Origin of the sequence: Alteromonas macleodii ATCC 27126 (assembly GCF_000172635.2) — a bacterium.
Lineage (GTDB): Bacteria > Pseudomonadota > Gammaproteobacteria > Enterobacterales > Alteromonadaceae > Alteromonas > Alteromonas macleodii.
On sequence record NC_018632.1, the window covers coordinates 3,346,152 to 3,366,246 of the forward strand.

Consider the following 20,095-nt stretch of genomic DNA (forward strand, 5'->3'; position numbering starts at 1 on the left):
TTCATCCATCGAAAGGGAGTGGATTTGATAATATCCACTTTTTAGTTATACACCCTATCCTATCGGAAAATAAAGCGTAAAACAGCTACCGCGTCCAGGTTCACTTTGAACAGTTAGTTTGCCACCGATAGACTCGATATATGTTTTTGCATCATATGCACCAATACCCATACCAGCATTGCCTTTCGTGGTATCAAATGGCTTGAATAGTCGCTCTTCAATAAACGCTTTATCCATACCTGACCCTGTATCTTCTATCAAAACTAGCTGCGTTTTGTTGTCAGAATTTCCAGTAATCACCACGTCGACTTCTCCGTCATCTGCGGTTGCCTGCTGAGCGTTGCTGATTAGGTGATAAAGCACGTTTGCCACCTTATCCTTATCAACCGTCACGGCCGTTTCTTTTAGCACATGAACTGTTGGTAGCGGACGTAAACCTGAACAGCGGTTGTTGACCACATCTTTGGCCAGCTCCGAAATCAAAAATTCTGAGTTTACACCTTCTTCAACGGCCTTCTTATCAGTCAGCTGCTTGAGCATTTTTTCCATTCTTGCCTTAGTATGCTCCAAGGTTTCGAAGGTGTCTTCGATAAATTCAGGGTTGTGTTTATGCTGTTGAGCATTGGCAAGAATAAGGTCGACTTGAGCAAGTACATTTTTTAAGTCATGTAAAACGAACGCAGACATTCGATTGAATGCCGCAAATTGGGCGTTTTCTGCTACCACTTGAGCGGCCTCGTGGTGCTGCATGTATGTGCCTACTTGCTCAGATACGGCGGTTAGATAGTCTTTCACTTCCCAATTTAAAGTGATTTTTTCATTGTCTCCTGACGCGAGAACAGCAAATCCCCACAGTTTTCCCTCTTTTAAGAAAGGCACGAAGAGTTGGTAGCCCCATGCTTTTAGTGCATCTCTATCTAGCTTTAACCCCTCGTAATCGAATGGTTTGACGAGGTAGGCGTCCGTATCAATGATCCAGCCATTTTTGTCGCTGTAACTTGCGAGCGTTTCCAACGTTGTACAGGTAGCGTTGTTTTCTTTCGAATCAGTTGACGCTTCATTGTTATCTGTTGACGCAGTGTTTGTAATAGGTGATGCCTTAGCCACGCATTCATAGCCATTCTGCGTTACTTTAAACAGCAGACCTGACTCATATTGAATGGCGTTAAGCATTCCGGTTAGGCCAGCGTGGTAAACATCTGATGAGGTATCCCCTGCACGTGTTAACCACTGCGTTAATTTCACCCATTCAACCCGGTAGTCGAACTGATTCGCAAAGAAATGTTTAGTGATAAATACTTTTATCTTAGTGCGAAAGCCGTTGGACAAGAATACCGTGGCGAGCAATGCGAATGACATCACAACCAATATGATTTGAACCGTCGCTCCCCAGTTGCCTCCCATATAATTTATGGCGTAGCCGACAACAGCCATCACAAAAAGATAACCGCCCGCCACTAAGAGTAGAGAGCTGTGCAATACCACGTCCCGCGAGATAAAGATATCAATGCCCCAGTGATGAATTCGTCGAATCGATATGACGAGTAAGGGCATTAACAAGAAGTAAATATAGCCTCGTGCCGCTATGTAGCCAATTTCAACCTGGTTTACCATGGTAGCGTTTGCATAGGTAACGAACTCAAACAGGTTGGTAGCTCCCAGATAAATAATAATGGGTTTAAACGCCCACTGCTCACGCCCCGCCTGTCGATACACAACTTCCAGAAGAACAAGCACTTCTAATGACAGCACGATCAGTACAAGAAAGCTCCACGCGGGATTTACTACCAATAGATAAGGGGCGAGCAATGCTGCTAGTGCGGGGGCAATAATAATTAACGTTACAGGTCGTTTTAGAACGTCGAAGATATTACTAAAGCTGGTCTGTATACAGCCAGCCAAAAAGAGTAGCCATGCGAGCTGCTTAAGCACGTCAGCGCTGAGTAACCAGCTTAGCGAGATAGGTCCAAATAGCGAAGTGATTAAGGTTGTAGACCATAAAAAGGTGGCTGCGGTCGCCAACACCAATAAATGCTTGGCTACGCCGGGTTTGCGTACCGTTAACAACAGCAATAAAAGGGCTAAGTGCGCCAGACTATTTAACCCATAGCCTACATCTGAAATCATCCTTTTATCTCACCTTTATTATCATTATTTAGGAGATGAAATACAGGGAGGCGCATTGATGCAACGTCCCTGAAACCTTCGATATACAGCACATAACGTTTTTTAGCTAGGTACGGTGCGCAGGCATCGCCCGCGCTATGATAAAAACTATCGTTTACGGATCACTAGTGAGCCAATTGAATACCCTGCACCGAAAGAGCAAAGTACTCCCACGTCACCGGCAACCAGGTCTTCATGGTTTAAACCAAACGCAATCACAGAACCCGCAGAAGCCGTGTTGGCATACTCGTCCAACACAATTGGCGCTTCGGTACGGTCAGCATCGCGACCTAACAGGCGTTTGCAAATCAAGGTGTTCATATTGATATTAGCTTGGTGAAGCCACCAACGCTTGACGCCTTCTGGCGTAATGTCGTGACTCGCTAAATGCGCTTCAATATGCGCTGCTGCCAATGGACACACTTCCTTGAAAACTTTGCGACCCGCTTGATGGAACAGCTTATCAGGTCCATACGGATCAACGTCTTCGGCACGTGTCATGTAACCAAAATTAGAACGAATATTGTTTGAGAATTTCGTCAATGCTTTGGTGCTTAGCACGTCGTACACGTGCTCACTTTTGGCGGTTTCAGCAAGCTCAAGCACCGTCGCCGTAGCCACATCGCCAAAAATAAAGTGACTGTCGCGATCAGCGTAGTTAATTTGCGGTGAGACCAACTCAGGGTTAATAACCAACACGCGAGTCGCATTTTTCGCGCTCAGCATTTCATAGGCGCGATGCATACCGAACGTTGCTGCAGAACAAGCAACTAGCATATCGAAACCAAACCCTTCAATATTAAGGGCTTCTTGTACTTCAATTGCAATCGCAGGATAAGCACGCTGGGTGTATGCACACGACACAATCACAGCATCAATCTCATCGGCAGTAACATTGGCGGATGCAAGAGCTAACTTGGCCGCTTCGACGGCAATTTCACCTTGGTGAGAAAGTTCGTCATCTGCTCGAGGGGCAATCTTAGGCTTCATTCGAGTGATGTCTAGCGCACCCTCTTTTCGATAGATGTAGCGACTTTTAATTCCTGATGCTTTTTCGATGAACTCTGCACTTGAATAAGGCATTGCTGCTACATCACCTGATTCGATTTGCGCTTTATTTTCTTCGTTAAACGCATCTACGTAAGCATTGTAGCTATCTACGAGCTCTTCGTTAGTTATACTGTCTTTAGGGTGCCATACACCCACACCACTAATCACAACTTGCTGAGACATAGGCATTCTCTATTATTTGATAGCACTATGGCGGTATTGAGCATTGCGTTACTCTGTGTCCTAAACGCATCTATACCAGTGCAATTGAGCCTAATCGTATTTACCTTTAAAAATACGACTGCGTTTTATGTGTTATAGCTTACCCTAATCCTTAAACGGTGTAACCATAGTGAACGCAAGGAAAGCTCTATTCCTCCGTTTAATACCAGCCCGCATAGATAATTACCCACTCAGCGAGACTTAAAATGTTCGTAATCGTGGCGTGTTTTCGAAGGTATAGTGGCTCTACATCAAGGTGACACAACAAAGATTAAGGACACTTTGAACTCGGCCTTCGGGAAGGTCTGGCAAGCTACCAATAAAAAACCCCGCTTCAAAGCGGGGTTTCATGTAATCAATACGGGAACTTACAGCTGGTTGATTTGCCACACTGTTACTGTGCCGCTAACTTCGTTGCCTACTACAAGAAGAGGCACACCACTTGGGCTGTCTTCAGCGCTAACAAAAACCAGGCTTTCTGGCGCTAGGTCACCAATGACATCATCGCTTGTCAAACCTTCGGTTAGGTCACGGTTAATTACATATTCTGCAAATTGAACATCATAAGGGTTAGTAACGTCGTATACGAAAATACCGCCCATGCGCTCTGTGCCGATAAACGCATAAGTGCGATCGCCAACTTGACCCACGGTTAACGCTTCTGGCTCAGGACCTTTATTCTCCGAGCGCGAGTCGCTTGCATTTTCATCGTCACCATTGTTGAACTGCGCCCCATGAACCGACGCTGTAATACGTTCAAAATCATCACCCGAGTCATAAACCACTAAACCGTTTTGATCCCAGATTGTGAATGAACGTGCACCGTAAGCGTACGCTGCATCGTACTCGCCGTTTCCGTCAGCATCACCCATAGCTGAAGTTACACGTAAGTCGTCCGCTTCACCTGTCGCCTGTAGCATAGCTAATTCAGAGTTGGCGGCAGCGGTAAGATCTTCTACTTTAACTTCGTCTGTATAAGCTAGACAGCCATCATCTTCGTCAAAATCAACACCACCTGCAGCAGTACATGCCGCCTCATCAGCAGCGTCAAAGAAGTACTCACGGGCATCGCCTTCGTTAGCGGTAAGAATGAAAGTCGCATCCTTCCACGTAAAATTAGCAATGGTATCAGGCTGGTATACACCATAAATACCTGTGTACTGACCAAAACTCACCGCATCATTTTCTTGGATATCAATATTAAGTCCAGCCCAAGACTTAGTTCCTAGGCCGACGACATCTACCGTTAACTCTTCCAAGTCAATAATCGCAAGGCCATTGTTTTCCTGGAGACTAACGTATGCAACGTCGTTAGTAGCGGTGATGTATTCTGGTTCCAGATCTTTCGCTACCGTTGAGGTAATAGCTGTGCCGTTAATCGTGCGTCCTGCTGGGTTAGGAAACATCATTCCCTGCGCCATCAAATCTGCTTCAGTACCGTTTAGAGCAGTAAAGCCAACGGTCGTCCCCGTTTCTTCTGGCTCACCACTTGCAAGAATATTAATGACGCTAACAGAACCTTCAGGGTCAATGGTGTAGTCATCAGAAGGCTCACCCTCGTTCGCTACCAACACTTTGCCACCATCTGGCGTAAAAGTGACCATATCCGGTAGTGCGCCAACCTCGACAGAATCCAAAAAGGCTGGAGCAGAACTATCTAGCCCGTTGTAGAACAACACATAACCGTTATCAGTTTTAACGTCTGCAGGTACAGCTACAGCCATAAGGTCACCGCTAACCGCAATACTTGTTAAGCTACCTAAAGTCACACCATTTATATCGGCAGGCAGTGCGATAGTGGTAAGCGTTAGCGTAGTGGTGTTTATCGGATCAGCCATAGTAGCCGTGCTTACGCTAGAGGCATCAATAACTGCTATTGTATTCGTCTCGCCGTTTGTCGCGTAAATCGTATTGGTCTCAGCGTGGTATTGAACAATTTCTGCGGCCGTTTGATTGCCTAAGAAAGCACGACCAACGATATCCATTGCAATGCCGATTGACGCATCGGTACCATCACTTCCGTCTGTCCCTGGGTCACCTTGTTCCCCTTGAGGTCCTTGAGCTCCTGTTTCGCCCTGCGCACCGTCGTCACCATCAAGGCCACATCCCGTGAGCGCCGCTGATACTAAAAATGCAAGTAACCCGTATTTAAACTTATTACGCACTGCCATTTGATTTCCTTTTTATTTGTATTTTTGTCGTACGTTATGAGGCTCGAGAAACCCGAGGATTTTTCCACCTTGTTCTCGCAAAGCGAAGGAAGAAAACAGGGATCCCTAACCTTAGTACACCAGAAATTTTATGTAACTTCTATGTATAAATTAGAATCAGTTTATGACACAAATATTAAATAGGCAAAAGCGCGTAACTTTTCTATAACAATGATGGCACACACGCCGCTTTAAATATGGACAGCACGGAGCAGTAGGCTCAAAGTAATCACACTTCGTTCATGCAATTGTAAGCATATATTTCAAATATCCTAATGCGTGTAAGGAAAAACGGTTTAGCTTAACAGCGGAACACGCTTCGCTTTTTCAAAGGTATAGTTTTATTTATAAGCACTATCTGATACTAATATTGCCAAATAGACGTATAAACTGAATGGGATAGTGCTTTAGCGCGCAAAAGTGAGCGAAGCGAGAACATTCAGTGATAAAAAAGGATTAACCATGAAATTGAAATTCACAGCTTCGGCAGTTATTGCCGCAGCGCTTACTTTAACAGCCTGTGCAACATCTCCTACGGGTAGAAATCAAGTGTTGCTCTATTCTGAAACTCAGCTCGCGCAAATGGGTGATCAGGCATTCACGGGCATGAAAGAAGAATTAAAAATTTCGAATAAAGCGGTTCAAAATTCTTACGTAGAATGCGTTGCAAATGCCATCACTGCTCAAGTACCAGCCACGGTATTCAATGGTCAATGGGAAGTCGTTGTATTCGACGATGAACAAGTTAACGCATTTGCGCTACCCGGTGGAAAAATTGGTGTCTATACAGGCTTGCTCAACGTTGCAGAAAACCAGCATCAACTTGCTGCTGTCATTGGCCATGAAGTAGGTCATGTTATTGCAGAGCATGGTAATGAGAGAATGTCGCAGTCAACATTGATAAATATGGGCAGTCAGGCGGTAGGCCAAGTTTTAGCCGCGAATGAAGTGCCTCAGTCGGGTCCCATCATGGCTGCGATCGGATTAGGTGTTCAAGTCGGTGTCCAACTTCCTTTTAGCCGAACTCATGAATCTGAAGCCGATGTCATTGGCCTTCAGCTAATGGCGAAGTCTGGGTTTGACCCAAGACAATCTGTAAACTTGTGGCAAAACATGGACGCAGCAAGCGGCGGCAACCGCCCAATGGAACTTTTGTCGACTCACCCAGCACCTCAAACCAGAATTGATAATTTACAAGCGAACATGCCTAACGCCTATGCAGACTATCAAGCTACTGCTTACCGCCCGAACTGTCGCTAAAAGTAAGTAATACCATTCCGCATAGGTCATTACCCGCTCATCGAGAGTTAAAACGTTCGTAATCGCGGCGTGTTACGTCGCACGTAATCTTAGGATAAAAAAAACGCTGCGAAATGCAGCGTTTTTTGTTTGAAACCAACGAAATTATTCGCTGTCTGCTTTGTGAAGATGTACATCCATTTGTGGGAATGGAATTGAAATACCCTCTTCATCAAAACGCAGTTTAACGTTTTCAGTGAAGTCGAATTTAACACCCCAGAAATCGGCAGAATTCACCCATGGACGAACAATAAAGTTCACGCTGCTGTCGGCCAGTTCAGATACTGCAATTTTAGGCGCTGGCTCTGCAAGAATACGCTCATCAGCCGCCACCATTTCTTCAAGAATTCTTTTCGCTTTAAGAAGGTCAGCGTCGTAACCTATACCAACAACCATGTCTACACGACGCGTGTCTCTTGCTGAATAGTTAGTGATGTTGCCACCGTAGATGTTGCCATTAGGAACAATAATTTCTTTATTGTCTGGTGTGTTCATTGTTGTTGTGAAAATACCAATCTTAACAATCGAACCAGCAGTACCTGCAGCTTCGACAAAATCACCCGCTTTAAATGGTTTGAAAACCAGAAGCATTACGCCAGCTGCAAAGTTCTTAAGCGAGTCTTGCAATGACAAACCAATAGCTAAACCAGCAGCACCTAATATAGCAACTAATGACGTTGTATCTACGCCTAGCTGATCAAGCGAAGCGACAATAACAAACAGCATTAGAATGGCGCTAAGGATAGCTTCCAGGAAGTCCACTAGCATGTTGTCGTATTTAGACTTGGCCATTAGGCGTCTAAATACAGATAAAATGAATCCAACTACGATCCTACCTATTACATAAATCGCGATTGCCATCAGAATGTTAATCCCCCACGGGATGGCGTAATCGTTTATGTACCTTTCAACATCGCTTGCAGAAAAAAGCGAAAGTTTTTCTTCCATAATATGGTCCTTGTCATGGTTAGTTGATAATTACTCAAATACGGTAGCAGCTATTTGATTTAAGACCAATATAATATGGGCTCAAACACAGTAAATTTGCTCTAAAGTCTAAGCTACATAGGTGTTTAAAAGCGTTAGCATTATACAAAAGTAGAGGAAATTCATTTGTTTTACTTTAGGATCCACTGTCCTTTTTTGTACATTTTTGCCGCGGTTTGTTGGCCATCTAGGCAAGGCGGGTGTTTGACGGTCTAGTAGCTCTAAATCGACAAGTTTCTATGCCTTATAGGTGGCACATAGGCGCTAGAATGAAAAAACAAAAAATGAACGTATTTTCTTCACTTGTCACACGCTTGTCACTCAACAAGCGCATCCTTCATCACGAAGCTTAAATGCGCTTTGTGTTTCTTTTCCATTTTTTGGAAGTTACCGAGTTATAAGACATTTTTTTTGATGATTTTTTAGCCTCAAAGTTTTAGACTAAAGTCTCATGAAAGTTGACTGTTCACTACGCCTCATCAGTGTGTGTTGAGCAACTTCATGAAGGAGCTTTAGCAAACTATGTCACGTAAAGGATTAACGCATGTTGCTTCTCATAACCCTGTTTTCGGTGGTTTTGTGTTTATTTTTATATTCACTGCGCACCGATAAAGGAAAACATACTAAGTACGCAAGAGCGGACTACCGCCCAGCAGCCCAATCGAAGTCTTCATCCAACGTGTTGAAATCTACTTCGAGAAACTCTTCGCCTTCCGCGGCCTAGAGAGTGAGTCATGTGATTCTTAAATAGGCAGCATGCTGTCGTTTGCGTAAGTTTTTGCATATTTACTTACGCGATGTTGTCGACAGCATTGCAACCTGTATTCACACACGTATTATACGCGTTAAAACTACACATCTGATTTGTTATGCGTATACCAAGAGTTTATTACCCCAACCCAATCCCGTTAGAACAAGAGTTTGAGTTAACTGAAGGCGCCGGTCATCACATCGCGACGGTACTGCGCATAAAGCCCAATCGCCCTATTGTGCTTTTTAATGGCGACGGCAATGAATACAGTGCGCAAATTATTAGCGTTCAAAGAAAAAAAGTGACGGTTGAAGCCGACGCTTGTTTATCGCTAGCGAAAGAATCCCCGCTTCATTTGCACTTAGGTCAAGGGGTATCTAAAGGCGATAGAATGGATACCGTGCTACAAAAAAGCGTGGAACTTGGCGTATCAGAAATAACGCCCGTGATCACTGAACGCTGTACGGTTAAACTCGACGAGTCGCGCTGGGAAAAGAAAATTCAGCAATGGCAGAAGATTATTATTGGCGCCTGTGAACAAAGCGGTCGCAACATTATTCCCGCGCTCAACGCCCCGGTTAGTCTTAATCAATGGTTGTCGTCTTCAACCAATACCACAAGATTAGTTCTCGCACCGGGCGCTGAACAAAGTTTGGCAAGACAACCTTATAATGCTCAAGGCTTTCGTTTGCTTATTGGCCCTGAAGGTGGGTTATCTGAAACAGAAGTTCATCAGGCAAACGAAAACGGTTATCAGTCGGTAAGTTTGGGCCCACGTATTTTGCGCACCGAGACAGCGGCGATTACAAGCCTAAGTATTCTTCAAGCTCAGCACGGCGACTTCTAAGTCAGTATTTTAGGCAGCTATATAGCAAGCATAGTGCTAGCTCAGTAACTTGAAGAATTCAGGTGTGCCCCCATATATGTTTACAATCAGCTGGGCCATCTGAGCCGGCATTTTATCAACATTCAAGGTGAAAACATTATGCAATATACCGTTGGCGTAATTATGGACCCCATCGCGAGCATTAAGCCACATAAAGATACAAGCTTTGCGATGATGCTTGAAGCTCAGCGCCGCGGTGCAAAGGTTGTATATTTTGAATTAAAAGACCTGTATTTAGACAATGGTAAGCCTATGGGTTTAGGTAAAACTGTATCGGTCAAGGATCAAGCTACAGATTTCTACACCATTGAAGACGAGTCGACCTTGCATTTAGGCGACATTGATGTGTTACTCATGCGCAAAGATCCACCCTTTGACAGCGAGTTTTTGTATGCGACTCAGGTGCTGTCGCTTGCGCAGGACGCGGGAGCGCTAGTTGTGAATAACCCTCAAGCGCTTCGCGACTACAACGAGAAGCTGTTTACGTCGTACTTCCCAGAACACATTCCCAATACCTTAGTCACGAACAACCAAGCGCTTATCCGTGAGTTTCACGCCAAGCACCAAGACATTATTTGTAAACCCTTAGACGGTATGGGTGGCGCGTCTATCTTTAGAGTGAAGCCTGATGGCAATAACTTAGGCGTTATTATTGAAACCCTAACTAAGTTAGGCACGCGCTACATGATGGTACAAGAGTACCTTCCAGAGATTAAAGACGGCGATAAGCGCGTACTCATCGTTGATGGTGAAGTCATGCCGTATTGCTTAGCGCGACTGCCTACAAAAGGGGAAACCAGAGGTAACCTAGCCGCTGGCGGTACAGGACGCCCTCAGCCAATCTCAGATTCTGACCGCGCCCTAGCCGAAGCCATCGCGCCAACGCTCAAGGAAAATAACATTTTATTTGTAGGACTTGATGTTATTGGCAGCAAAATTACTGAAATAAACATTACTAGCCCAACTTGCGTAAGAGAAATAGAAGCAGCTTACGATGTTAATATAATGGGTGCGCTGTTTGACGCCATTGAAAAGCGCTTAGCCAGTAAATAAAGTAAGGTTGTATTGGTAACACAGTGCAGTTCGTATCGTAAAAAGCAAATATGAGTGGATAGAGCGCCTTTAGCTTCAATAGTGTAAAGGCCCTCACAGAGCAAAAGATAGTAGATAAAAGACAAACTATGACGGAATTAAAAAGCCTACAAAATCATTTTCTGGTCGCGATGCCTAGTTTGGACGATCCGTATTTTTCTCGCTCACTCATTTATATTTGTGAACACAACGCTGAAGGTGCTATGGGTATTGTAGTAAATCAACCCTCCACCATGAACGTGAAGCAGCTTCTTGAACAGACTGACAAAGAACTCACTGTGTCTGACGACAAAGCAGAGCAAATCGTGCTGGCTGGCGGTCCTGTAAGCCAAGAGCGAGGATTTGTGCTGCACTCGTCGCAAAGAGAGTGGGCATCTAGCTTAAAGCTTGCACCCGGGGTTATGGTGACCACCTCCAAGGACATTTTGACTGCTATTGCCAATGATGAAGGCCCTGAAGACGTTTTGATTGCTTTGGGGTACGCGGGCTGGACAGCCGGTCAGCTTGAGAAGGAAATGCAGGAAAACGCCTGGCTCACCATCGAAGCTGACGAAGAAATTCTGTTTAACACGCCTATGCACAAGAAATGGCAAGCAACAGTAAATAAACTCGGTGTGGATGTATGGCAGCTAGCACCGGGAGCGGGACATGCCTGATATAGGAAATCGTACGGTACTTGCGTTTGATTTTGGTACCAAAAGCATTGGCGTGGCGGTAGGTCAGGAAATTACCGGTACGGCTTCCCCTCTTGCAGCGCTGAAGGCACGAGACGGTATTCCTGACTGGACGTTAATAGAAAAGCTTTACGAAGAATGGCAACCGCAAATCGTGGTGGTGGGTTTACCGCTTAATATGGATGGTACTGAGCAGGAGATGACTCAACGCGCCCGCAAATTTGCAAACCGTCTACATGGGCGTTTTAAAGTGGCCGTTGACACCTGTGATGAGCGACTGACTACCACAGACGCTAAAGCCATGCTGTTTGAGTTAGGTGGCTATAAGAAACTGACTAAAGATAAGGTTGATAGTGTGTCGGCCTGTGTAATATTCGCTAGCTGGAGCGAGAGTCAGTACGAATAATTGTTAGGGCCTGTTGCCCTTTGTATGCTGCTGGCTCTTGCTGTTATTATTTTTCTGCCCCACACTGCCAGCAGACATCAAAAGCAGCGCCGTTTTGTTCACTGCACTTACCACAAATCCAGTCTTCACTAGATAATGCCTTATCGTTTGATTTCTGAATGAAGGGCTCAATAACTTTCGACGCTCTTGCATACCAGCTATCGTCAACAAGCCACACTTCCTGCTGAGAATCTTGCCAAGGCAGCTCTCCGATTGCGCCACTGGCAAACTCATTTTTTACCATATAAGGAATAGATAAAGCATCAAGCTCGCTGCGAACCGCTTGAAGTTCAAAAGCGTCTTGTGAAGTGAAGAGTTTTTTCAATGGCTACCCTCTTGTTAAACACAAAAGCAGCCCGTGGGCTGCTCATCATGCGAGAAAAACGTGTCTCTCTACTGCTTTATTTCAGTAAGCGTTTCAAATGCAGCTCCCCCTAAAGGGATTTCAGCATAAAGCGAAAGCAATTAGTCATCCATATCAATAGATACATTTGACAGTGTACCTAAGCTAGAACCGTCGCTGGTATCAAGCTTGATCATTAAGCGCAGGTCATTAGGCGAGTCGGCGTGGTGCAGCGCTTGGTCCATATCAATCTTACCCGCTTTGTACAAATCATACAGCGCCATATCAAAGCTCTGCATGCCCTGCTCTTTGCCTTTTTTCATTGCTTCTTTTAACGCGCCTATTTCATTGCGCTGTATTAGGTCGCGCACTAGCGGCGAGTTTAGCAATATTTCTATTGCCGCAACCCTACCCTTGCCGTCTGGCGTAGGTACTAGTTGCTGCGCAACAATGGCGCGGATGTTTAAGCTTAAGTCAAAACGCAACTTATCGTGCTGATCTTTCGGCGCTAAATGCATAATACGTTCAATAGCTTGGTTCGCGTTGTTAGCGTGCAGCGTAGCCACACACAAATGCCCTGTATCAGCAAACGACATGGCATATTCCATGGTTTCCATTGAACGAATTTCACCAATAAGAATGACATCAGGTGCCTGACGTAGCGAACTTTTAAGGGCGTCGTTGAAAGACTGAGTATCTATGCCCACCTCGCGCTGGGTAATAACACAGTTTTTATGCTCGTGCACAAATTCAATGGGGTCTTCAATAGTCAGTATATGCCCGTGCGAATTTTCATTTCTATGCCCAATAAGCGCAGCCAATGACGTGGACTTACCCGTGCCTGTTCCACCTACAAATAGAACAAGACCGCGTTTAGCCATAATAATTTCTTTTAATACTCGCGGCAGACCCAAATCATCAGCTTTCGGAATTTGAGTAACGATGCGGCGAATCACCATGCCCGCTTGGTCACGCTGCCAAAATGCAGAGCAGCGGAAACGACCAATGCCCTCTCGTACTATGGCGAAATTACATTCTTTGGTCGTGTGAAACTCATTCTGCTGTTTTTCAGTCATCGCTTCGTGAACCAGCGCCAGCGATGCCTCTTCCGAGGTCGCGCTTTCCGTCACTGGCGTAAGCTTGCCGTTAATTTTGGCACTTACCGGAAACCCCGCCGTTACGAATAAATCCGATGCGTTGGTATCGACCATTTTTTGTAGTAGTGAATCTAACATATTGGCCTCTAGAAACTGTTCATCGACTGTTTATCAACTGACTTTGCTGCGGCGTCTTGTTTGGTGATAACCCCCATCGCCACTAAGCGCTGAAGACACTGATCCATAGTTTGCATACCGTGAGCCTGGCCCGTTTGAATAACCGAGTACATTTGCGGCACTTTATCTTCTCGAATAAGGTTACGAATAGCGGGGATCCCCACCATGATTTCATGAGCCGCAACTCGGCCCCCGCCTACTTTCTTAAGCAGTGTCTGTGAAATAACCGCACGCAATGATTCCGACAACATAGAACGCACCATGGCTTTTTCTTCTGCCGGGAAAACATCGATAATACGGTCAATGGTTTTTGGTGCAGAGTTGGTGTGAAGAGTGCCGAATACTAAATGGCCGGTTTCGGCAGCGGAAATGGCAAGGCGTATGGTTTCTAAGTCACGTAGCTCACCGACTAGAATTACGTCTGGGTCTTCACGAAGCGCCGAGCGCAGTGCGTTATTAAACGAGTGCGTATCACGGTGCACTTCCCGCTGGTTTACCAAGCTAAGCTTGTTGTCGTGCACGAATTCGATAGGGTCTTCAATGGTAAGAATGTGCTCGCGCTTATGGGTGTTGATATGGTCAACCATGGCCGCAAGCGTGGTACTTTTACCTGAGCCGGTGGCACCTGTAACAAGTACAATGCCGGTAGGCTGATTTATAATTTCCTTGAAAATTTCAGGCGCGCCAAGGTCGTCTAAGGTTAATACTTTACTGGGGATAGTACGTAATACTGCCGCGGCGCCTCGGTTTTGCACAAACGCGTTAACACGAAAGCGCGACAAGCCATTCACTTCGAAAGAGAAATCGGTTTCCAGGTTTTCTTCGTATTCTTTGCGCTGCATGTCATTCATAATCTCATAAACGAGACCATGTACTTGCTTGTGATCAAGGGCTGGCACGTTCAGTTTACGCATTTCGCCATCTACACGAATTATTGGTGGTAGGCCCGCTGATAAGTGTAAATCTGAGGCGTTATTCTTAACACTGAAAGCCAAAAGTTCGGTAATATCCACAACCACTTCTCCAAAACAAGGTGAATAATGCAAACAATAGCAGAAAGACTAGATTCCGCACGAAAAGGAATAGACCAAGCCGCTACCAGTGCACATCGTCCACCAAATTCCGTTAAATTGCTAGCGGTTAGCAAAACAAAACCCGTATCAGATATCATGGAAGCGTATGATGCCGGACAACGTATGTTCGGCGAAAATTACGTGCAGGAAGGTGTTGAAAAGGTTCAGGAACTTTCTCACTTAAGCGATATAGAGTGGCACATGATTGGTCCAATCCAATCGAATAAAACCAAAGTAGTCGCCGAACACTTTGATTGGGTTCAGTCTGTAGATAGAGAAAAAATTGCTCGTCGCTTAAATGAGCAGCGCCCTGACTCTATGCCGCCGTTAAACGTGTGCATTCAGGTTAATATTGATGATGAAGAGAGTAAGTCTGGGGTAGCCCTAAGTGAATTAGATGCGCTAGTGGAGTTTATTAACTCTCAAAAGCACCTGACCTTGCGTGGACTAATGGCCATTCCCAAAGCTGATCCTAGTGAAGAACAACAGCGCGCCACACTGTCTAAGCTAAAAGAATTATTCGACCACTACCATACATCATTGAGCAATTTTGATACCCTATCCGTAGGAATGAGTAGTGATATGACAGAAGCGATTCAACACGGGTCGACTATGGTGCGCATCGGTACCGCTATTTTCGGTAAGCGAAACTAGCGCGCTAACCCAACGGATAGCGCTTCGCCTCGCTACACAGACTTAAATGCAACCAACAAATAGGATTTACATGCAACAGAAAAAATTAGCATTTATTGGCGCGGGTAACATGAGCCGCAGCATCATCAGTGGTCTTATCAAATCTGGGTACGCGAAAGAAAACATCCTTGCGGCAAACCCTTCCACACCAAAGTTAGACGGCCTGAAGGCCGAGTTTGGTATTCACACCACACAATCTAATGATGAAGCCTGCCAATTCGCTGATGCCATAGTCCTTGCGGTAAAACCACAAATAATGGGCGATATGTGCGGCGAGCTTCAGAAAAACAATGACCTTTCGGGCAAGTTGTTTATGAGCATTGCAGCTGGGCTGCCGGTAGCCAGATTGCAAGAAATGCTAGGTGGTGAATACCCTGTTGTTCGTATTATGCCAAACACCCCGAGCTTGTTAGGCAAGGGCATGTCTGGGATGTATGCCGACGACACGGTTTCTGAGTCTGACAGGCAATACGTTGACGATGTAATGAACAGCGTTGGCGAAACCGTTTGGGTAGATAAAGAAGAGGGTATTAACGGTGTTATCGCCGCAGCGGGCAGCAGCCCAGCTTATTTCTTCTTGTTCTTACAAAATATGCAGGAAGAAGCCATGAACATGGGCTTTGACAAAGCGCAATCTCGCTTAATGGTCCAACAAGCGATGTTAGGCGCAGCCGAAATGGTTTGTAACAACCCAGACCTTGAATTAAGCGAGCTTCGTGCCCAAGTTACGTCTAAGGGCGGCACTACCGCAGAAGCCGTTAACACTTTCATTAATGAAGGTTTAAAAGATATTGTCAGCAAGTCGATGCGCGCCGCCGTAGCACGTGCTGAAGAAATGGCAAAACAGCTATAACGTTTTAGGAAAAACACAACATGAACGCAACGGTATTTTTGGTTGATACCTTATTTAGCCTTTATTTGATGGTGGTTATTCTGCGCCTTTGGTTACAAATGGTTCAGGCAGATTTTTATAACCCACTCAGTCAATTTGTAGTAAAAGCAACCCACCCTATCGTGGGGCCGTTGCGCCGTATTATTCCGTCAATCGGCAGGTTCGACACCGCTACCTTTGTGTTAGCGGTAGCGGTATGCGCGCTTAAGCTAATAACCCTAGGTTTAATGTTTGGCGGTAGTCTAAACCCAGTCGGCATTGCGATTTTATCAGTGATTGGCGTGATAAAAGAAACCCTGTCGTTAATGTTCTGGGTGTTGCTACTACGCGCTATTTTGAGCTGGGTGTCACAAGGTCAGTCTCCGGTTGACTATGTTCTGTATCAGCTAACCGAGCCGTTTTTAGCGCCAATACGCAAAGTCATTCCACCATTGGGCGGTTTGGACTTATCAGTGCTTATTGCCATCATTGCATTACAGTTTTTACAGCTTCTGATCCAAGACACTTTCCCTATGTAACTAATGTCAGTTCAAGACACTGTTAGGGAAAGTATTGGTCTTGCAGTTTGGTTCATAGAGCAAAACAAGCTGTAATGGGTAAGAATTAAAAACAAGATGAAGGCAGAGGTAGTTTCTATCATGGGTAGAATAAAACATATCAAAAAAGCTTACGTAGCACTTCTTGCGATGGCTATGTCATGCTTAAGCGTTTCCGCATTTGCCGAGCAGAAGCAAACGCTTGGTGAATGGGATGTTCACTATATGGTGGTGAGTACGCCATTTCTCACACCTGAAGTGGCGGCTAGCTACGGCATTGTGAGAAGTAAGTTTAATGCGTTGGTTAACATTTCGGTGTTAGACAAAGTTTCCGGTGAAGCGCAACGGGCAGATGTCATAGGTACGGCTAAGAATCTGTTAGGTAACTCGCGTAAGCTGACTTTCAAAAAGGTGGAAGAAGGTGATGCTATCTATTACCTTGCCGTGCTGCCATTTCGCGATCAGGAAACCTTTAGGTTTGAGATTGACGTTCAAAAAGGTAGCAGCAAACAAACGCTGAAGTTTCAGCAAAAAATGTACGTTGACGAGTAATTTATAAGGCGAGCACTGCTTTAATAAAGCCAACATCATAAGTAAGCGCTCACCTGTAACGCACTCATGCTTGTGATGAAAAGCAGTGATTAACGAAGCGAGATATCCGTTAGCCCGGTATCTCGCTTTTTTATTATGTTAAAAATAGGGTAACTGCACTTTACCAATTGAATGTGGTGGTAAATAATCAAAGCAACTGGTCGGGCAAGTTAGTGTGGTCGGATTATGTGTAACCATTAGCACTTAAGTCATGAAAGACAGATGAGCACTGCGCCGCAGCAAAGAGCGACATGCACTAACTGCCTTCATAGCAAATAAAAAGAGAACAATTATGAATACGCCCTCGTCTCAGACAGCTACACCACAGTCTGCCCACAATTCAGAACAACTCTCACCTTACTTCCCTAACTTATTATCTCCGTTGGATTTGGGATTTACTCAACTTCGCAACCGTACCCTAATGGGTTCAATGCATTTAGGTTTGGAAGAAGAGAAAGGCGGATTTGACAAACTTGCTGCGTTTTACGCTGAGCGAGCAAAAGGTGGTGCGGGGCTAATCGTAACAGGTGGTATTAGCCCTAATATTTCAGGTTGGGTAGCGCCCTTTGCTGGCAGAATGACCCGCTCTCGCCACGCGAAAAAGCACCGTGTTATTACCGACGCTGTGCATAAGGAAGACGGCAAAATTTGCATGCAAATATTGCATTCAGGCCGTTACGGTTATCACCCACTTGCTGTTTCGGCTTCACCTATGAAGTCGCCTATTACCCCTTTTAAGCCTCGCGAATTGTCCTCACGTGGCGTAAGAAGCACAATAAAAGACTACGTAAAATGTGCAGCCCTTGCCCAGCAAGCAGGCTATGACGGCGTGGAAATTATGGGTTCTGAAGGCTACCTCATAAATCAGTTTTTCTGTGAGCGCACCAATCATAGAAATGATGAATGGGGTGGCAGCCTAGAAAATCGGGCTCGTCTGGCAATAGAAATAGTAAAAGGTGTACGCGAGAAAGTGGGCACTAACTTCATTATTATTTATCGCCTGTCTATGCTGGACTTAGTCGAAGGCGGCGCTAAGTGGGACGAGGTTGTATATTTAGCCAAAGAAATCGAAAAAGCAGGCGCTACGCTAATTAATACCGGCATTGGATGGCACGAAGCGCGGGTACCTACTATTTCCACATCGGTGCCTCGCGCGGCGTTTACCTGGATAACCGAACGCATGAAAAAAGAGGTGTCTATCCCTCTTATTACCACTAACCGTATCAATACGCCTGAAGTTGCAGAATCGGTACTCGCACAAGGCCATGCTGATATGGTATCGATGGCGCGACCTTTCTTGGCTGACGCTCACTTTGTAGCGAAGGCTATGCGCAATGAGTCTAAGCTAATCAACACGTGTATTGCCTGTAACCAGGCTTGCCTAGACCATGCATTCGAACAAAAGCGTGCAAGTTGCTTGGTAAACCCACAAGCGTGCTACGAGACCGAACTTACCTTTCCCCCTACTCACAATAAGAAAAGACTAGCGGTAGTAGGTGCAGGGCCTGCGGGTTTGGCGTTTTCCATGTATGCCGCAGAGCGCGGTCACGAGGTACATCTATTTGATAAAGCCAGTGAAATTGGCGGTCAATTTAATTACGCCAAGCAAGTGCCGGGTAAAGAAGAGTTTTACGAAACCCTACGCTACTTTGACAATCAGCTAGCTCGCCTGGGCGTTACGGTTCACCTTAACACCGAGATTAACGCAGAAAGACTTGCCGATGAGAAGTTTGATGAAGTGGTGCTAGCCACCGGTATTAATCCTCGTACGCTTAAAATTGAAGGGCACGACCACCCTAAAGTGATGAGTTATTTAGACGTATTGCGCGACCACAAGCCAGTAGGCAAGAAAGTGGCTATTGTTGGCGCCGGCGGCATTGGTTTTGATGTAGCAGAGTTCTTGGTTGAACACGAACATTTAGCCAAAGATAAAGAAAAATGGCTAGCGCATTGGGGTATAGATAAAGACTATGCGGCACCGGGTGCACTAAAGGAAAAAGCCATAGAGCCTTCAGATCGCGAAGTGTATCTATTGCAACGTAAAACGTCTAAAGTGGGCAAAGGGCTGGGCAAAACTACGGGCTGGATCCACAGGCAATCATTGAAACACCACAATGTTCAAATGATAAATGGTGTGAGCTACGAGAAAGTAGATGATGAAGGCCTGCACGTGCTGATTAACGACACGCCCAAAGTATTGCCGGTCGATAACGTCATTGTATGTGCTGGTCAGGAGCCGTTTAAGCCTCTGCAACAACCTCTAGAAGAGGCAGGATTTACCGTGCACATTATCGGCGGTGCTGACGTAGCGGCTGAACTTGATGCTAAACGCGCTATTCGTCAGGGCGCTGAACTGGCAGCGCGAATTTAAAACTGATCGAACATGATAGCGTTGCCGTCCGGGTCTTTAACAATTAGATGCCCGGGGCCGCTATCACCTTTCACAGGCACGTCTAAAGCGATGCCTTGTTCAACTAGATTTGCCTGAAGTGCCCTAACATCACTTGGGTTGAAGGTCATAATGTTATCTTCAAACATCCCTTCGAATAACCCAATCATGGTGGTGCCATTTTTCATCATTAACCATTTATCTTCCACCGAGCCGCATGAAGGCATGGCTTCAAAGCCCAAGGCCTCATAAAACGTCTTCGACTTGCTGATGTCTTTAACCGTTAAACTTAACGAAAATAGCCCTAACTCCACTTTATTCTCCCTTAAATTTCGTAACCATTGTTCACTTATACCAATTAATACTCTAGTGAAGCTTTTGAACAATATCACTGCCATTAGTCGCAAAAGAAAAAAGCCAGTAATACTGAATATTACTGGCTTTACGTCAAATATCGGCGTCTTACTGCTCTTAACCTAACGCTGATTGCGCTGTAAAAAGTTTAAATGAAAATATTATTCC

Annotated in this window: 18 protein-coding genes; 10 read left to right on the forward strand and 8 right to left on the reverse strand. The window is 45.3% G+C overall.

The window, feature by feature from the left end; translation table 11 throughout:
• Positions 1-54: 54 nt before the first annotated feature.
• From prsK to MASE_RS14325, 3 genes are all read right to left on the reverse strand, one after another.
• Positions 55-2,127, reverse strand: coding sequence for an XrtA/PEP-CTERM system histidine kinase PrsK (gene prsK, locus MASE_RS14315; RefSeq protein WP_014950452.1), 2,073 nt, complete (start codon positions 2,125-2,127; stop codon positions 55-57).
• A 147-nt stretch (positions 2,128-2,274) separates the two neighbouring features.
• The gene (locus tag MASE_RS14320) at positions 2,275-3,399 is read right to left on the reverse strand and encodes a beta-ketoacyl-ACP synthase III (protein WP_014950453.1); all 1,125 of its coding nucleotides are present in this window, start codon (positions 3,397-3,399) and stop codon (positions 2,275-2,277) included.
• 407 nt (positions 3,400-3,806) lie between these two features.
• Positions 3,807-5,609: a choice-of-anchor I family protein gene (locus tag MASE_RS14325; RefSeq protein WP_014950455.1), complete on the reverse strand. Its 1,803-nt coding sequence runs from the start codon at positions 5,607-5,609 to the stop codon at positions 3,807-3,809.
• Positions 5,610-6,110: 501 nt separating this feature from the next.
• Here MASE_RS14325 and MASE_RS14330 point away from each other — a divergent pair.
• Positions 6,111-6,908: a M48 family metallopeptidase gene (locus MASE_RS14330; RefSeq protein WP_014950456.1), complete on the forward strand. Its 798-nt coding sequence runs from the start codon at positions 6,111-6,113 to the stop codon at positions 6,906-6,908.
• Between the two features lie 144 nt (positions 6,909-7,052).
• On the opposite strand, the gene MASE_RS14335 is transcribed toward MASE_RS14330, so the two are convergent.
• Entirely contained in the window at positions 7,053-7,895 is an 843-nt protein-coding gene (locus MASE_RS14335; RefSeq protein WP_014950457.1) for a mechanosensitive ion channel family protein, read from the reverse strand.
• Between the two features lie 908 nt (positions 7,896-8,803).
• On the opposite strand from MASE_RS14335, the gene MASE_RS14340 reads away from it, so the two are divergent.
• The 4 genes from MASE_RS14340 (at position 8,804) to ruvX (ending at position 11,743) form a co-directional block, all read left to right on the forward strand.
• Positions 8,804-9,532 carry a 16S rRNA (uracil(1498)-N(3))-methyltransferase gene (locus tag MASE_RS14340; RefSeq protein WP_014950458.1) on the forward strand — a complete coding sequence of 243 codons (729 nt, stop codon included), beginning with the start codon at positions 8,804-8,806 and terminating at the stop codon, positions 9,530-9,532.
• A 138-nt stretch (positions 9,533-9,670) separates the two neighbouring features.
• Positions 9,671-10,624: a glutathione synthase gene (gene gshB, locus MASE_RS14345; protein ID WP_014950459.1), complete on the forward strand. Its 954-nt coding sequence runs from the start codon at positions 9,671-9,673 to the stop codon at positions 10,622-10,624.
• Between the two features lie 128 nt (positions 10,625-10,752).
• Positions 10,753-11,319 carry a YqgE/AlgH family protein gene (locus MASE_RS14350; protein ID WP_014950460.1) on the forward strand — a complete coding sequence of 189 codons (567 nt, stop codon included), beginning with the start codon at positions 10,753-10,755 and terminating at the stop codon, positions 11,317-11,319.
• On the forward strand, positions 11,312-11,743 hold the full coding sequence (ruvX, locus tag MASE_RS14355) for a Holliday junction resolvase RuvX (protein WP_014950461.1): 432 nt from the start codon (positions 11,312-11,314) through the stop codon (positions 11,741-11,743). The genes MASE_RS14350 and ruvX overlap by 8 nt, the downstream gene beginning before the upstream one ends.
• Positions 11,744-11,789: 46 nt before the next feature.
• Here the strand turns inward: ruvX and MASE_RS14360 are convergent, their stop codons facing one another.
• From MASE_RS14360 to MASE_RS14370, 3 genes are all read right to left on the reverse strand, one after another.
• The gene (locus tag MASE_RS14360) at positions 11,790-12,107 is read right to left on the reverse strand and encodes a putative signal transducing protein (protein ID WP_014950462.1); all 318 of its coding nucleotides are present in this window, start codon (positions 12,105-12,107) and stop codon (positions 11,790-11,792) included.
• A 140-nt stretch (positions 12,108-12,247) separates the two neighbouring features.
• A complete protein-coding gene (locus MASE_RS14365) occupies positions 12,248-13,360 on the reverse strand; it encodes a PilT/PilU family type 4a pilus ATPase (protein WP_014950463.1) in 1,113 nt (370 codons plus the stop codon).
• An 8-nt stretch (positions 13,361-13,368) separates the two neighbouring features.
• Positions 13,369-14,412: a type IV pilus twitching motility protein PilT gene (locus tag MASE_RS14370; protein ID WP_014950464.1), complete on the reverse strand. Its 1,044-nt coding sequence runs from the start codon at positions 14,410-14,412 to the stop codon at positions 13,369-13,371.
• Between the two features lie 27 nt (positions 14,413-14,439).
• Here MASE_RS14370 and MASE_RS14375 point away from each other — a divergent pair, with 27 nt between their 5' ends.
• The 5 genes from MASE_RS14375 (at position 14,440) to MASE_RS14395 (ending at position 19,555) form a co-directional block, all read left to right on the forward strand.
• Positions 14,440-15,126 (forward strand): YggS family pyridoxal phosphate-dependent enzyme, encoded by a 687-nt coding sequence (locus MASE_RS14375; protein WP_014950465.1) that lies wholly within the window; start codon positions 14,440-14,442, stop codon positions 15,124-15,126.
• 70 nt (positions 15,127-15,196) lie between these two features.
• Positions 15,197-16,018 carry a pyrroline-5-carboxylate reductase gene (proC, locus tag MASE_RS14380; protein ID WP_014950466.1) on the forward strand — a complete coding sequence of 274 codons (822 nt, stop codon included), beginning with the start codon at positions 15,197-15,199 and terminating at the stop codon, positions 16,016-16,018.
• A 20-nt stretch (positions 16,019-16,038) separates the two neighbouring features.
• The gene (locus MASE_RS14385) at positions 16,039-16,575 is read left to right on the forward strand and encodes a YggT family protein (RefSeq protein WP_014950467.1); all 537 of its coding nucleotides are present in this window, start codon (positions 16,039-16,041) and stop codon (positions 16,573-16,575) included.
• Between the two features lie 96 nt (positions 16,576-16,671).
• Positions 16,672-17,145: a DUF4426 domain-containing protein gene (locus MASE_RS14390; RefSeq protein WP_014950468.1), complete on the forward strand. Its 474-nt coding sequence runs from the start codon at positions 16,672-16,674 to the stop codon at positions 17,143-17,145.
• A gap of 331 nt (positions 17,146-17,476) precedes the next feature.
• Positions 17,477-19,555, forward strand: coding sequence for an NADPH-dependent 2,4-dienoyl-CoA reductase (locus MASE_RS14395; RefSeq protein ID WP_014950469.1), 2,079 nt, complete (start codon positions 17,477-17,479; stop codon positions 19,553-19,555).
• Here the strand turns inward: MASE_RS14395 and MASE_RS14400 are convergent.
• Positions 19,552-19,887, reverse strand: a complete 336-nt coding sequence (locus tag MASE_RS14400; protein ID WP_014950470.1) for a VOC family protein — start codon at positions 19,885-19,887, stop codon at positions 19,552-19,554. The genes MASE_RS14395 and MASE_RS14400 overlap by 4 nt on opposite strands.
• Positions 19,888-20,095: the final 208 nt, after the last annotated feature.

Bases quoted from the DNA above. Each gene is read 5' to 3' on its own strand.
- prsK (WP_014950452.1), bottom strand. From the start codon at position 2,127: ATGATTTCAGATGTAGGCTATGGGTTAAATAGTCTGGCGCACTTAGCC.
- MASE_RS14320 (WP_014950453.1), bottom strand. From the start codon at position 3,399: ATGTCTCAGCAAGTTGTGATTAGTGGTGTGGGTGTATGGCACCCTAAA.
- MASE_RS14325 (WP_014950455.1), bottom strand. From the start codon at position 5,609: ATGGCAGTGCGTAATAAGTTTAAATACGGGTTACTTGCATTTTTAGTA.
- MASE_RS14330 (WP_014950456.1), top strand. From the start codon at position 6,111: ATGAAATTGAAATTCACAGCTTCGGCAGTTATTGCCGCAGCGCTTACT.
- MASE_RS14335 (WP_014950457.1), bottom strand. From the start codon at position 7,895: ATGGAAGAAAAACTTTCGCTTTTTTCTGCAAGCGATGTTGAAAGGTAC.
- MASE_RS14340 (WP_014950458.1), top strand. From the start codon at position 8,804: ATGCGTATACCAAGAGTTTATTACCCCAACCCAATCCCGTTAGAACAA.
- gshB (WP_014950459.1), top strand. From the start codon at position 9,671: ATGCAATATACCGTTGGCGTAATTATGGACCCCATCGCGAGCATTAAG.
- MASE_RS14350 (WP_014950460.1), top strand. From the start codon at position 10,753: ATGACGGAATTAAAAAGCCTACAAAATCATTTTCTGGTCGCGATGCCT.
- ruvX (WP_014950461.1), top strand. From the start codon at position 11,312: ATGCCTGATATAGGAAATCGTACGGTACTTGCGTTTGATTTTGGTACC.
- MASE_RS14365 (WP_014950463.1), bottom strand. From the start codon at position 13,360: ATGTTAGATTCACTACTACAAAAAATGGTCGATACCAACGCATCGGAT.
- MASE_RS14375 (WP_014950465.1), top strand. From the start codon at position 14,440: ATGCAAACAATAGCAGAAAGACTAGATTCCGCACGAAAAGGAATAGAC.
- proC (WP_014950466.1), top strand. From the start codon at position 15,197: ATGCAACAGAAAAAATTAGCATTTATTGGCGCGGGTAACATGAGCCGC.
- MASE_RS14385 (WP_014950467.1), top strand. From the start codon at position 16,039: ATGAACGCAACGGTATTTTTGGTTGATACCTTATTTAGCCTTTATTTG.
- MASE_RS14390 (WP_014950468.1), top strand. From the start codon at position 16,672: ATGAAGGCAGAGGTAGTTTCTATCATGGGTAGAATAAAACATATCAAA.
- MASE_RS14395 (WP_014950469.1), top strand. From the start codon at position 17,477: ATGAATACGCCCTCGTCTCAGACAGCTACACCACAGTCTGCCCACAAT.